Here is a 13,245-nt window from a genome sequence, read left to right as displayed (position 1 = left end):
GGTCTGCGAAATGGTGCTCAGTCCTTGGCCAGCCGGTACTCGCCGGTCTTCGGATCCTTGACCAAAGTGCCCATCGCGCCGTTGGCCGTCTGCTTTTCGGTACGCCGCACCTTGGCGGTCACGCGCTCGGCTTCCCTAATGAAGGTGCGGTAGCCGAAATAGGCGGCGACGCCAACGACGGCGAAGAAAATGATCTGCGGCATGCCAAAACTCCTCCCACGCTGGGCCGGCGAAGGCGGCCGGTCGGGTCGGTTAAGCTCTCATGCTAGACGCTTTTGCCGGGTTTTCAAAGCCCGAAGCGAGACCACAATGCGCGCTCTTCCGCCGCATCGATCAGGCCGCTGGCGGCGGCGGCTGCGATATCAGGCGCTGAAAAGCCCCCGCTTGAGCCGAACAGGCCGAAACGGCTGAGGAAACCGCGCGGCGCCGTGATCAGCCTGAGCTGGGTTTTTGCCCCGAAACGGGTCTTGAGCACCGTGCGCATGTCGCCGAGCGCATCGACCAGGCCGAGTTCAAGGCCCTTGATGCCGGTCCAGAACAGGCCGGTGAACAGGTCCGGGTCGTCTTTCAGTTTCGAGCCGCGCCGCTCCTTGACGAGGTCGATGAACGTGCCGTGCACCTCGAGCTGCAGCGCCTTCAGCCGCTCGACATCTTCCTTTTTCTCGGGCTTGAACGGGTCGAGCACCGCCTTGTTCTGGCCGGCGGTGTGGACGCGTCGCTCGATGCCGATCTTCTTCATCAGTTCCGGGAAGCCGAACGAAGCCGAGACCACGCCGATCGACCCGACGATGGAGGATGGGTCGGCGAAGATCTCATCACCGGCAACCGCGATCATGTAGCCACCCGACGCCGCCACGTCTTCGACGAAGACCAGTACCTTTCTGTTCTTTTCCGTGGCCAGGTCACGGATGCGCTTGAAGATCAGCCGCGACTGCACCGGCGAGCCGCCGGGCGAATTGATCGAGATGGCGACTGCCGGGGCGTCGTAGGAAAACGCCTTCTCAATGAGGCCAGCGGTGGAGGCCAGCGACAGGCTCGGCCGGAACTGGCCACCGCCTGCCATGATGGTGCCGTGCAGCCGGATGACCGGAATGGTGACGACGGTGGAGCGCCAGGATTTCGGCAGCAGGCGGTTGATAAGGCGTTTCACGAGGGCGTGGTCTCCGGTCGATAGGTTGCAGGCATGTAGGGATTTCCCGGCCAACGGCAATGTGGCCAGGCAGAATAGCTCAATCTCCGAACAGCGAGGCGAGGCCGTTGGTGATCATTTCGCTGCGCTCGTCGGGGCCGTTGCCTGATTGCGCGTGCAGCATCAGGGGCGGGCGGATGGCAAGCTTTCCCCGTGCCCCGAGCGCTGCCCGCACAACGATGCGGATTGCCGCGGCGTCTGGGCGAGGGTGGACGGCGAGCATTTCGGCATCGCCGAAGCGCCCTGCGATCGCATCGAGAATGGCGCCGAGCTGTTCGGGGCGGGCGATCACGGCAAGCCCGCCGCGCGGCCTGACCACCGCCGCCGCACTGCGGATCCAGCTCTCGAACACCCCGTCCTCCATGACATGGGCCTCTTTTCTGAGGCGATCGGGGGAGGCGCGGTCCCGGGGAGCGTTGAAGGGCGGGTTCATGATGACGAAGTCGAAATCATTGTCGGCGAGGCCGGCGGCCGCCCGCGCCCGGCCCGATACGGTGACATCGGCGACCAGCACGGAGGCGCGATCGCTCAGATGGGCATTGCCGGGATGGGCAAGGGTGGCTGCCGCGAAGGCCGCCATTTCCGGCGCGCGTTCGACAAGCACCGCCTCAGCGGCCGGGCAGCGCGACAGCACCGCCAGGCCGGCGGCCCCGGCACCGGCACCGAAATCGGCGAGACGACCGGCAAGAGAGGACGGCACGGAGGCCGCCAGCATCATCGCATCCATGCCGGCGCGATGACCGCCTTGCTTGGGCTGCACCAGCCAGAACCGGCCGCGATGGAAAGCGTCGACCGTATGGGCCGGCGTGTCCGGGACAAGGGCGGCGGGCGCGGCGGACATTATCTTCCGCGGATTTCGTTGGCGATGCCGGCATCCGTCAGGATGCGCCGTGCCGCGTCGGCCTGGTCGGCGTCGACCATGACGCGCTTCTGCAAAAGGCCGATCGACCCTTCGAGAATGCTCATATTCTGGTCGGCGACAAAGCAGGCAATGCCGGCGTCGCGCATCAGCGATTCGACAAAGGAAATGATCACGGCATCGTTGGTGCGGACTAGTTCTATCATCGTATGAAACTCGCAGTTTGCGCTATTGATGTAAACGGGCAGGGGATTCCGGGGCAGAGCCGTTCCCTTGGGGGTCGTTGACATTCTGTCGCCGCCGCCGCGCCAATTCGCCACTTGCCGTGCCCATGTCCGCCGCCCTAGAGTCCATACAGGGACTAAGGGTGCCGTCGCACGCTCTATACCAAGACGGGAGTGATTGTCGTGGGTGTCGTTCTCAACATCGAAAACGGGAAGCGGGAGCCCGCCTCCATCAAGGATCTGATCGATCTGACTGCCGCCGATATGGGGCGCGTCAATGAATTGATCCTGTCCAAGGCCGGCTCCGACGTCGAGATGATCCCGGAGGTCGCCAACCATCTGATCTCGTCCGGCGGCAAACGGCTGCGGCCGATGCTGACGCTGGCCGCAGCCCAGATGTTCGGCTATGCCGGCGAGGGCCACGTCAAGCTCGCCACCTCGGTCGAATTCATGCACACCGCGACGCTTCTGCACGACGATGTCGTCGACGAGAGCGGCATGCGCCGCGGCAAGAAGACCGCCCGCATGATCTGGGGCAACCAGGCAAGCGTTCTGGTCGGCGACTTCCTGCTCGGCCAGGCCTTCCGCATGATGGTCGATGTCGGCTCGCTCGAAGCGCTCGATATCCTGTCGAGTGCGGCCTCCATCATCGCCGAGGGCGAGGTCATGCAGCTCGCCGCCGCCAAGAACCTCGAAACCACCGAGGACGAGCATTTCGCCGTCATCAAGGCCAAGACCGCCGCACTTTTTTCGGCTGCTGCCGAGGTCGGCCCGGTCATCGCCCAGGCGACGCGCAACGATCGCGCCGCGCTGCGCTCCTATGGCATGAATCTCGGCCTGGCCTTCCAGCTGATCGACGACGCGCTGGACTATGGCGGCACCAGCAAGGATCTGGGCAAGAATGTCGGCGACGATTTCCGCGAGGGCAAGGTGACGCTTCCGGTCATTCTCGCCTATCGGCGCGGCACCAAGGCCGAGCGCACCTTCTGGAAGCGCGCCATCGAGGACAATGTCGCCGATGACGCCGGCCTGGAAAAGGCGACCGGCCTGATGACCCGCCACGGCGCCATTGCCGACACGATCGGACGCGCCCGCCATTTCGGCGAGATTGCCCGCGACGCGCTGGCGCCGCTCGAAGCGACGCCGCAGAAATCGGCGCTGATCGACGTCATCGATTTCTGCATCAGCCGGGTCAACTAAAGGCTGGACTTTCGCGACGCTACCTCTGGCCTGCGCTAAGAGGAAGTTTAGGAATTCGGTCCCGCCGTCTCGACAAGCCGCCCTGCCGCAAATTATCTATAAAACATGGCAAAGGGCACAGACGACACCATCGCGGTGCGCATCAGCAAGGTTCTGGCGGACCGCATCATTTCCGGTGCGATCGAGCCGGGGGCCAGGCTTCGGCAGGATCATATCGCCGAAGAATTCCAAACCAGCCATGTTCCGGTGCGCGAGGCCTTCCGCCGCCTCGAGGCGCAAGGGCTGGCCAACGGCGAGCCGCGCCGCGGCGTGCGTGTCGCGTCTTTCGATCTGGGCGAGGTCAAGGAAGTCGCCGAAATGCGCGCCGCCCTTGAAGTGCTGGCGCTGCGCCACGCCGCGCCGCATCTGACATCGGCCATTCTCGATCTCGCCGATGAGGCGACCAAGGCCGGCGACAAGTCCCGCGATGTCAGGTCGTGGGAGGAAGCCAACCGCGCCTTCCACCGCTTGATCCTCGCGCCATGCGGCATGCCGCGCCTGCTCGCCACCATCGACGATCTGCACGCGGCAAGCGCCCGTTTCCTGTTCGCGGCATGGCGTTCGGAGTGGGAGACGCGCACCGATCAGGACCATCGCGCGATCCTCGCCGCCTTGCGGCAGGGAAACACCGAATCGGCGGCCGTCACACTGGGGCGGCACGTCCAATGGATTGGCCGCAAGCCGGTAAGGACGGCCTCAGGGACCACGCGCGAAGCCTTCGCCATCGTAGGTTAGACGGCCTCCGCCAAAGCCAGGGCTTGCAATCTCCAGGGAAGTGTGGATTCGATAATAGATCGAAAACAGAAATTATCTATAATTTGAAATCGATCGAAGGAATCCCAATGGCAGACGTCGCATTCTCACCCAGCAAGCCGTCGTTCAGTCCGCTCCGGCTTCAGGATCGTTCCCTTGCCTGGCAGGTCGGAGCCGTCGTGCTCGGCACCCTGTTCCTGACGCTGTCATCCTACGTCGAAGTGCCGATGGTGCCGGTCCCGGTGACGATGCAGACCTTCGCGGTGACACTGATCGGCGCGCTCTATGGCTGGCGGCTTGGCGCGCTCACCATCGCCGCCTGGCTGGTCGAGGGTGCGGTCGGCTTTCCGGTTCTGTCCGGAGGGGCAGCGGGTGCGGCGCATTTCGTCGGGCCGACGGCTGGCTATCTCTTCGCCTTCCCGCTTGTCGGCGCACTGGTCGGCTGGCTGGCCGAACGCGGCTGGAACGGCAAAAGGGTGATGCTTGCCTTCGTCGCCATGCTGCTTGGCAACCTTGCCTGCCTCGTGCTGGGCACAGCATGGCTTGCCGTCATGATTGGAGCCGAACAGGCCGTTACCTTCGGCTTCCTGCCGTTCATCGTCGGCGGCTTGCTCAAGTCGGCGCTGGGTGCCGCGACCCTCATGGCCCTTCCCGGCGGTAAGGCCAAGCTGGTCAATCCGTGACGATCAGGCTGCGCGCCCATCACCTCCTTTGCCTGCTCACCTATGTGGGCAAAGGATACAGCCCCGCCTTCACCGCCAATTATGATCGCGTCGCGGAGCGCCTGAGCCGGGGCGAGGACATCCTCCTCGTTTCCGGCCCGGACGATGTCTGCGCCCCGTTGCTTGATGAGCTGGAACCGCACTGCCTCAACGAGAGTGTCGTCGAGCGGGACCGGCTCGCCACGCAGGATGTGGGCGAGTTGCTGGCGCGGCCAATCCGCGTCGGCACCCGTCTTGATCTCGATCCTGCGATGCTGGGCCGGATGCGGCAGGCGTTTTCGGCTGGCCTTGTACGCAAGGCCTGCGGCGGCTGCGAATGGAACGAACTGTGCAGCACGATAGCGGCCGGCGGCTACAGCGACACGCTGGTGCAACGGCCTGCCTCGCCAGGCGAGGGCTGATATTGGCCCGAGCCTTAGCGGTCGAAGCGGAGCCTCAGCGTCGAATCTGTGATATATTCGGCGCCGCGTAGGGCCATGGCCGAAATCCCAAGAGCGGAAAATTGGTGCCTGTCGCCATGATTTGTTAATCGGGTGCCCGGATTGTGAATTCGAGGCGGATTGAAGCGCGACCCCAAAAAGGCCATGCTTTGCCTGGAAAGATCGAGTCTACGCCGATCCCGCTGACGCGGAGATGGCGCCTGGCTGAAAGGGATACGATGCGGCAAGGACGTGCGCGCTGGCTGACAAGGCTGGCAATTGTGACAGGCATGGCGATCTCGGCTTTGCCGGCCTATGCCAAGCAAACCACCGAACCGGTCAAGATCACGTCGTTTTCGGGCGCCTATCTGGCAGCCCGGATCGCCGAAGGCGATAACGACCTCGACAGCGCCATCGCCTACTACAAGCAAGCATTGGCCTTCGATCCGAGCGACACCGGCCTGCAGCAGAGCCTGATGCTGTCGCTGATCGCGCAAGGGCGCTTCGACGAATCCCTGGTCTATGCCGACAAGCTCAAGGAAGTGCCTGACGTCGAGCGTTTCTCGCGACTGGCGCTCGCCGTCGATTCCTTCCACAAGAAGGATTTCACCAAGGCGCAGTACTGGCTCAAGCTGTCGCTGGAATCCGATCTCGACCGGCTGATCTCCGGGGTGATGTCCGGCTGGGCGCAGCAAGGCGCCGGCGAGCCTGCCGATGCGATGGCGTCCATCGACAAGCTGCAGGGGCCGGATTGGTTCGGCCTGTTCAAGTCGTTCCACCGTGCCCTGATCGCTGATGCATCCGGCATGCCCGAAAAGGCCGAGGCGATCTACGCCGCGACCATGCAGGATACCGCCGCCGGTGGTGCCGCTCCCGAAACCTGGATGCGCAATGCCCAGGCCTACGCCTCGTTCCTGGCCCGCAAGGGCGACAAGACCAAGGCGCTGTCGGTGCTCGACCAGGCCGAGGCGTTTTCGCCTGGCAAGCTGGAAATCGTCGCCTTGCGCGACCGAATTGCAAAAGGCGACAAGATTGCGCCCCTGGTGGCCGGCCCATCCGATGGCGCCTCCGAAATCCTGCTCGACCTCGCCACCGCGCTCAACCGTGGCGGCGGCGAGCCGTTCGTTCGCCTCTATCTGCAATATGCGCTTGCTTTGAAGCCTGATAGCGACGCTGCCCTTGTGCAACTCGCTGCCGTGTCCGAGCAATTGAAGGACGGCGAAGGCGCCATCGCGCTCTATCGCCGGATCCCCGCCGGTTCGCCGCTGAAGGAGCTTTCGGACCTGCAGCTCGGCCTCAACCTTGCCGATCTCGACCGTCACGAAGAAGCGATCACTCATCTGAAGGCTTTCGTCGACGCCCATCCCAATGACATGCGCGCCTATCTGGCGCTCGGTGGCGTCTATTCCTCGAAGGAGGATTTCCGTTCGGCCGCCACACTCTACGACAAGGCTGTCGAGGCGCTGAAGACGCCGACCGCAGCCAACTGGAACATCTTCTACCAGCGCGGCATCGCCTATGAGCGCCTGAAGGAATGGCCCAAGGCCGAGCCGAACTTCCGCAAGGCGCTGGAACTGTTCCCCGACCAGCCGCAGGTGCTGAATTATCTCGGCTATTCCTGGGTCGACATGAACATGAATCTCAAGGAAGGGCTGGCGATGATTCAAAAGGCCGTCGACCTCAGGCCGAGCGACGGTTACATCGTCGATTCGCTGGGTTGGGCCTATTTCCGCCTCGGCAGGTTCGATGACGCGGTGCGCGAAATGGAACGCGCCGTGTCGCTGAAGCCGGAAGATCCGGTTCTCAACGACCACCTGGGCGATGCCTACTGGCGCGTCGGCCGCAAGCTGGAAGCCACCTTCCAGTGGAACCAGGCTCGCGACCTGAAGCCGGATCCCGATGTGCTGGCCAACTTGCAGCAGAAGCTGATGAAGGGCCTGCCGCCGATCGAATCCAACACGGCGCAGGAGACCCCGAAGGTCAAGCCGGAGCCGGTGCCCGCCCCGAAGGGATGAAGTCAGCCATTTGAATTCAACGCAAACGGGGCTCTTTTCAGGGTCCCGTTTTCGTTTGAACCGCGTATCCGGCTGGCTGCCTCAGAAGAGCTTGCGATAGACGACAAAGCCGGAGTGTTCGGCGACCTTGTCGTAAAGCTTCATTGCCGTGTGATTGGTCTCATGCGTCAGCCAGTATACCCGGCCTGAACCGGCTGCCCGGGCGCGCTCGTAGACGCCCTCGATCAGCGCCCGTCCGATGCCTTTGCCACGCGATGCCTGCGTGGTGAAAAGGTCCTGCAGATAGCAATTGGGCGCGATCGCCGTTGTGCTGCGATGGAAGAGATAATGCACGAGGCCGAAAAGCCGTCCCTCGCTTTCGGCCACCAGCGCGTGGACCGGCTCATAGGCATCGAAGAAACGCGACCATGTCATCTGGGTAATCTCACCCGGCAGGGCCGTTTCGCCCGAGCGGCCATAAAATGCATTGTAGCCGTCCCACAGCGGCAGCCATTGCTCGAAATCCTGTCGCGCAACGGGGCGGATGACGATCGGGCTGGGCATGGCTGGAACCTGTTGTCGTTGCTGCACAGGCGAACAGAGCGCAGGCCCGAGAGATGGGCAATGGGCCAGCCCCTGCAAAGCTCTCAACATTGTCCATAATGTCGGCGCGACCGCATCGGCGTGCTTTGCTTGACGCTTCGCCGCCGTGTCTCTAGGACGTGCCGGCAAGCTAGCCTGTGCTGTCGAGGCCACCCGTGACAATTGAAATCCCCGCCCATATGCATCCCAGCCGCTCGTTCCAGGGGCTGATCCTGACCTTGCACAACTATTGGGCGGCCTATGGCTGCGTCATCCTGCAACCCTACGACATGGAAGTCGGCGCCGGCACTTTTCATCCGGCAACGACGCTGCGCGCGCTCGGCCCAAAGCGCTGGAACGCTGCCTATGTCCAGCCCTCGCGCCGCCCCAAGGACGGGCGTTATGGCGAGAACCCGAACCGGCTGCAGCATTATTACCAGTACCAGGTGATCCTGAAGCCGAACCCGCCCAACTTGCAGGAACTCTATCTCGGCTCGCTGGCGGCGATCGGCGTCGATCCGCTGCTGCACGACATCCGCTTCGTCGAGGATGATTGGGAAAGCCCGACGCTGGGCGCCTGGGGTCTCGGCTGGGAATGCTGGTGCGACGGCATGGAAGTCTCGCAGTTCACCTATTTCCAGCAGGTCTGCGGTATCGAATGCGCGCCGGTGGCCGGCGAACTCACCTACGGGCTGGAGCGGCTGGCCATGTATGTGCAGGGCGTCGACAATGTCTACGACCTCAACTTCAACGGCCGGGAAGGCGCCGACAAAGTCACCTATGGCGATGTCTTCCTGCAGGCCGAGCAGGAATATTCGCGCCACAATTTCGAACACGCCAACACGGCGATGCTTCTGCGCCACTTCGAGGACGCCGAGACCGAATGCAAGGCGCTGCTCGATGCCGGCGCGCCGGCATCGAACGACAATCTGCCGATGCACCGCATGGTTTTCCCGGCCTATGATCAGTGCATCAAGGCCAGCCATGTCTTCAACCTGCTTGACGCGCGCGGCGTGATTTCGGTCACGGAACGACAGAGCTACATCCTGCGGGTGCGCAATCTGGCGAAGGCCTGCGGTGAGGCGTTTTTGAAGACGCAGGCGGGTGGCCTGGCGGCCTGAGTCTCAGGCCCGCTTCGTCATCTCGAAGGAAACTTTGATCGGCAATATGTTCTGGCTGCTGGCACCGTCGATTGTGCGCAATGCCTGTCGAACGCCCGGCATCGAGAAGGCACCGTGAGCCTGCGCGGTGAAGCAGGCGCCGAGTGCGAGGATCTGCAGAAGTCTGGATGCCGTTTTCATGGTCGTTGAGCCAAATGTTCCCTGCCTGAGCGTGGGTCGCTTCAGCGCTGCGTTCGGTTCATGGAAATCTTTGATCCAAGGACGGGTGGCGCGGTCTCGTCCCGACAGGATGGCCAAAATTTCTGGAAACGGGCGCAAATCGGCGATCCCCGTGCGGAAAGGGTGACAGCGGCCAGCCGAGTTGCTATGCCCCCGCCCGGACCATTTTGCCGCGTGAGCCCCATCCATGCCCGACCTGCTTCTAGAACTCCGCTCGGAAGAGATTCCCGCCCGCATGCAGCGCAAGGCGGCTGGCGATCTCAGGAAGATGCTGACCGACAGCCTGGTCGAGGCGGGGCTGACCTATGAGGCGGCGCGCGAGTACTGGACGCCGCGGCGGCTGACCCTCGACATCAGGGGTCTCACCGCGCGCTCGAAGGATATAAACGAGGAGATCAAGGGGCCTTCGACATCGGCGCCCGAACAGGCGGTCCAAGGCTTCCTGCGCAAGGCCGGACTTTCCTCGATCGCCGAGGCGCATGTCCATTCCGATCCGAAGAAGGGCGATTTTTATGTCGCCCACATTTCGAAGCCGGGCAGGGCGGCCGAACAGATCATCGCCGAACTGGTGCCAGGCATCATCCGCAATTTTCCGTGGCCGAAATCGATGCGCTGGGGGCCGTCTTCGGCCAAGCCCGGTTCACTGCGCTGGGTGCGCCCGCTGCAATCGATCCTGTGCACGTTCGGCCCGGAGACAGAGGAGCCTGTCGTGATCGATTTCGAGATCGACGGCATCCGCTCCGGCAACATCACCTATGGCCACCGCTTCCATGCGCCTGATGCCATCACGGTGCGCCGCTTCGACGACTATGTTTCCAAGCTGGAAGCGGCCAAGGTCGTGCTCGATGCCGACCGGCGCAAGGAGATCATCCTTGCCGATGCCCGCAATCTCGCCTTCGCCAACGGGCTTGATCTGGTCGAGGACGAAGGGTTGCTGGAGGAGGTGTCCGGACTGGTCGAATGGCCGGTCGTGCTGATGGGCGAGTTCGAGGAGGCATTCCTTGCCATTCCAGCCGAAGTGATCCGACTGACCATCCGCGCCAACCAGAAGTGCTTTGTGACGCGGCCGCAGGGTGTCGACGACGCGCTTTCCAATCGCTTCATTCTAACCGCCAACATCGAAGCCAGGGATGGCGGCAAGGAGATCGCCCACGGCAACGGCAAGGTGGTGCGCGCCCGCCTGTCCGACGCGCTTTATTTCTGGACGACCGACCAGGGCGATTTGCCTGACCTGGCTGAGCTCGAGGCATCGGCGGAAAAATTCGGGCTTGATCTCAAGAAGCCGCTCGACCAGCGCATGGCCCGCCTCGACCATCTCGGCGTGACTTTCCACGCCAAGCTCGGCACGCAGGGCGAACGGGTGGAGCGGATCAAGCGATTGGCGGAAGAACTGGCTCCGATCGTCGGCGCCGATCCCGCACTCGCGCGCCGCGCTGCCGTCTTGGCCAAGGCAGATCTCACCACTGAAGTCGTCGGCGAGTTCCCGGAACTGCAAGGCGCCATGGGCCGCAAATATGCGCTGCTTCAGGGCGAGCACGCATCGGTCGCCGCTGCAGCGGAGGAACACTACAAGCCGCAAGGCCCGTCCGATCGCGTGTCGAGCGATCCGGTTTCGATCACAGTGGCGCTTGCCGATAAGCTCGACATGCTGGTCGGTTTCTGGGCAATCGACGAAAAGCCGACTGGGTCGAAGGATCCCTATGCGCTGCGTAGAGCGGCGCTGGGTGTGGTTAGAATATTGGTCGAGAATGATATTCGACTGGCGCTGGCAGCCATCGTCGGGAAAGCGTCTGACCTTCTGTCCTTCTTCCACGACCGCCTGAAAGTCTACCTCCGCGATCAGGGCGCCCGGCACGATCTCATCGATGCCGTCATCACGCCGCAGTCCGACGACCTCTTGCAGATCGTCCGCCGCGTCGAGGCGCTCGGCGCCTTCCTCGACACCGAGGACGGCAAGAACCTGCTCGCCGGCACCAAGCGCGCGGCCAACATTCTGGCTGCCGAGGAGAAAAAGAAAACGGCGGTCGCCGAAACCGTTGAGCCGGCGCTGTTTCGCGCGGATACCGAGAAATCGCTGTTTGCGGCGGTGAACCAGGCTGAGAAGCAAGCCGGCGAAGCGATTCAAAACGATGATTTTTCCGGCGCCTTGCTGGCGCTTAGCGTGTTGCGCGAGCCGGTTGATTCATTCTTTGAGCATGTTCTTGTAAACGATGAGGATCAGGCGGTGCGTGCCAACCGCCTGGCGCTGCTCGCCCGCATCCGCGCGGCCACCGGTCAGGTCGCGGATTTCTCCAGGATCGCAGGTTAAGGCGAAGAAAATATTCTCTGCTACCGGCCGTTCGAGCCGGCTTACAGTCATATGGCGATGATCTCTCCGTGGCAAAAGGGACATGTTCCCCAACCCCACGGAGGCTTCCATGAATTCCGATCACGACATCGAAGTGACAGAAGAAACCCCGGCTCCCGCCGAGACGCTTGAATCCGCTTCCGAAACCATCCTCGATCATGCCGCCGCCGCAGCGATCGAAGCCGCTGACCTGTCTGATGACGACGAAGACGGCGACGATGAAGAAGGCGAAGAGTCCACCGAAGCTGCCACGCTCTCGGATGACGACGAAGATGAAGACGAAGACGAAGACGACGCCGAGGACAGCGTGAAGGCTGAAGGCGACGAGTCCGAAGAAGAAGACGACGACGACAAGGAAGAAGCGGCCTGATCTTTTCAGCCGCCGAGTCTATCGATGGCAAGGCGGCGCTGAGGCGCCGCCTTTTCCTATCAGCCGTCCCCGAAGCCAACTGTCAGCCGCCCCGGCGACGGCCCGTCAGTTCTCGAGAATGCTGACGCGCACGCTGTTTTCGTAGACATCGACCTGGATCAGCGGTTCGCCATTGACGATGGCGCGCTTGGTCGAGGAACTCATCGCGTCGCCGCGTTCCAGCATGCGCTGCAGGTCGGCGCGCTGGTCGTTGGTCCTGAACCAGCCATCAGCCTCGTCGTCGCTGTCACGGCGGTGGAATTTATGCCAGTTGGCGCGGTCCTGCCGCACCATCTGCGCGGCATTGTCCAGCGCATAGCCGTCACTCGCCTGATGGTCGCGATCGGAAATGCGCGCGACATAGGATCCCAGCATGTCGTCGGCATGAGCCGCGACGACGCCAAGCAGTGACGCCAGCAATAGGCCTGCTCCGGTTACGATTCCAGATTTTCTCATGGACCCCCTTTACCCCTAGTGATGAAATCCCGTCTGCCAGAAATGCCTGGAACGGGGACTGCCTGGCAATGGTGCGCCGGGCGCCAGATCGCCGTCAAGTCACGCCATCGATGTCGGCTGTCTTTGAGCCGAGGCTACTTGGTGTAGCCGTTGGGAGGCATGCGCTGCCCTGCTGCCGGGGCCGGAGCGCTCGGCGGGGCGGGTTGGTTCTCGGCGTTCCCGGAGGGGGCAGCGGAAGCGGTGGCCGTTGCCGGCGCGGTGCCAGCGGCCGGCGCGGCACCGGTCGCTGGTGCAGCGGTTGGCGCGGGTGCCGGGAAATCGGGACCGGTAACGCCGCCACGGATGACCATCGGGCTTGGCTGGAAGCCGTGTCCGGTCGCGGGCTTGTCCGGGATCGCCGCTACCTTTTCATCGGTGACGTCGGGCGGCGCTTCCCCTACTGCCATCACCGACCGCGCATCGCTGGTGTTGACCGCATCGACGGTTCCAGGCTGGTTGGGAGCGCCGATCCTGACGATCGATGGTGTGGAGGATGGCGTGCCTGGAAAAACCAGGGATGATGCCTGGGCTTCGCCGGCCGCAACAGCAAGAATGATACCCAGCAGGATACGCGCAGACACCGATGTCGCTCCCCTTTGCCCAGAAGCTGTTCGATAGCAGGCCGGAATTGATGCCGGCTTTCGTGGAAACATAGCATTTTAGGGATTGATAA

The 13,245-nt window shown here is 63.1% G+C and carries 16 protein-coding genes; 8 read left to right on the top strand and 8 right to left on the bottom strand.

Features of this window, described 5'->3' with window-relative positions:
* Positions 1-17: 17 nt before the first annotated feature.
* From MESCI_RS25470 to MESCI_RS25455, 4 genes are all read right to left on the bottom strand, one after another.
* The gene (locus tag MESCI_RS25470; protein WP_013532834.1) at positions 18-203 is read right to left on the bottom strand and encodes a membrane protein; all 186 of its coding nucleotides are present in this window, start codon (positions 201-203) and stop codon (positions 18-20) included.
* Between the two features lie 83 nt (positions 204-286).
* Complete coding sequence (locus MESCI_RS25465; RefSeq protein ID WP_013532833.1) at positions 287-1,150, bottom strand: S49 family peptidase; 864 nt, start codon at positions 1,148-1,150, stop codon at positions 287-289.
* A gap of 79 nt (positions 1,151-1,229) precedes the next feature.
* Complete coding sequence (locus MESCI_RS25460; RefSeq protein WP_013532832.1) at positions 1,230-2,030, bottom strand: tRNA1(Val) (adenine(37)-N6)-methyltransferase; 801 nt, start codon at positions 2,028-2,030, stop codon at positions 1,230-1,232.
* Entirely contained in the window at positions 2,030-2,254 is a 225-nt protein-coding gene (locus MESCI_RS25455; protein ID WP_013532831.1) for a putative signal transducing protein, read from the bottom strand. Before MESCI_RS25455 ends, MESCI_RS25460 begins: the two co-directional genes overlap by 1 nt.
* 201 nt (positions 2,255-2,455) lie before the next feature.
* Here MESCI_RS25455 and MESCI_RS25450 point away from each other — a divergent pair, with 201 nt between their 5' ends.
* The 5 genes from MESCI_RS25450 to MESCI_RS25430 all read left to right on the top strand — a co-directional run bounded on the left by MESCI_RS25450 (position 2,456) and on the right by MESCI_RS25430 (position 7,420).
* On the top strand, positions 2,456-3,472 hold the full coding sequence (locus MESCI_RS25450) for a polyprenyl synthetase family protein (protein WP_013532830.1): 1,017 nt from the start codon (positions 2,456-2,458) through the stop codon (positions 3,470-3,472).
* Positions 3,473-3,577: 105 nt separating this feature from the next.
* A complete protein-coding gene (locus MESCI_RS25445) occupies positions 3,578-4,246 on the top strand; it encodes a GntR family transcriptional regulator (RefSeq protein WP_013532829.1) in 669 nt (222 codons plus the stop codon).
* Positions 4,247-4,353: 107 nt separating this feature from the next.
* Entirely contained in the window at positions 4,354-4,947 is a 594-nt protein-coding gene (locus MESCI_RS25440; RefSeq protein WP_013532828.1) for a biotin transporter BioY, read from the top strand.
* Positions 4,944-5,387: a DUF1284 domain-containing protein gene (locus MESCI_RS25435; protein WP_013532827.1), complete on the top strand. Its 444-nt coding sequence runs from the start codon at positions 4,944-4,946 to the stop codon at positions 5,385-5,387. Before MESCI_RS25440 ends, MESCI_RS25435 begins: the two co-directional genes overlap by 4 nt.
* 257 nt (positions 5,388-5,644) lie before the next feature.
* Positions 5,645-7,420 carry a tetratricopeptide repeat protein gene (locus tag MESCI_RS25430; RefSeq protein ID WP_013532826.1) on the top strand — a complete coding sequence of 592 codons (1,776 nt, stop codon included), beginning with the start codon at positions 5,645-5,647 and terminating at the stop codon, positions 7,418-7,420.
* Between the two features lie 81 nt (positions 7,421-7,501).
* On the opposite strand, the gene MESCI_RS25425 is transcribed toward MESCI_RS25430, so the two are convergent.
* Positions 7,502-7,963, bottom strand: a complete 462-nt coding sequence (locus MESCI_RS25425; RefSeq protein ID WP_013532825.1) for a GNAT family N-acetyltransferase — start codon at positions 7,961-7,963, stop codon at positions 7,502-7,504.
* 218 nt (positions 7,964-8,181) lie between these two features.
* On the opposite strand from MESCI_RS25425, the gene MESCI_RS25420 reads away from it, so the two are divergent.
* Positions 8,182-9,102, top strand: coding sequence for a glycine--tRNA ligase subunit alpha (locus MESCI_RS25420; protein ID WP_174299093.1), 921 nt, complete (start codon positions 8,182-8,184; stop codon positions 9,100-9,102).
* A 3-nt stretch (positions 9,103-9,105) separates the two neighbouring features.
* Here the strand turns inward: MESCI_RS25420 and MESCI_RS25415 are convergent, their stop codons facing one another.
* The gene (locus MESCI_RS25415; RefSeq protein ID WP_145923741.1) at positions 9,106-9,420 is read right to left on the bottom strand and encodes a hypothetical protein; all 315 of its coding nucleotides are present in this window, start codon (positions 9,418-9,420) and stop codon (positions 9,106-9,108) included.
* Positions 9,421-9,508: 88 nt separating this feature from the next.
* Here MESCI_RS25415 and glyS point away from each other — a divergent pair, with 88 nt between their 5' ends.
* Together glyS and MESCI_RS25405 are read left to right on the top strand one after the other, a co-directional pair.
* Entirely contained in the window at positions 9,509-11,629 is a 2,121-nt protein-coding gene (glyS, locus tag MESCI_RS25410) for a glycine--tRNA ligase subunit beta (RefSeq protein ID WP_013532823.1), read from the top strand.
* A 109-nt stretch (positions 11,630-11,738) separates the two neighbouring features.
* A complete protein-coding gene (locus MESCI_RS25405) occupies positions 11,739-12,038 on the top strand; it encodes an ATPase (RefSeq protein ID WP_013532822.1) in 300 nt (99 codons plus the stop codon).
* A 105-nt stretch (positions 12,039-12,143) separates the two neighbouring features.
* Here MESCI_RS25405 and MESCI_RS25400 read toward each other — a convergent pair whose 3' ends face one another.
* Complete coding sequence (locus MESCI_RS25400) at positions 12,144-12,497, bottom strand: hypothetical protein (RefSeq protein WP_245268568.1); 354 nt, start codon at positions 12,495-12,497, stop codon at positions 12,144-12,146.
* Between the two features lie 170 nt (positions 12,498-12,667).
* Complete coding sequence (locus MESCI_RS25395; RefSeq protein ID WP_013532820.1) at positions 12,668-13,153, bottom strand: hypothetical protein; 486 nt, start codon at positions 13,151-13,153, stop codon at positions 12,668-12,670.
* Positions 13,154-13,245: the final 92 nt, after the last annotated feature.

This window comes from Mesorhizobium ciceri biovar biserrulae WSM1271 (genome assembly GCF_000185905.1).
Taxonomy (GTDB): Bacteria; Pseudomonadota; Alphaproteobacteria; order Rhizobiales; family Rhizobiaceae; genus Mesorhizobium; species Mesorhizobium ciceri.
The sequence above is the reverse complement of the archived record's forward strand: the minus strand, read 5'-3'. Positions and strand labels throughout refer to the sequence as shown.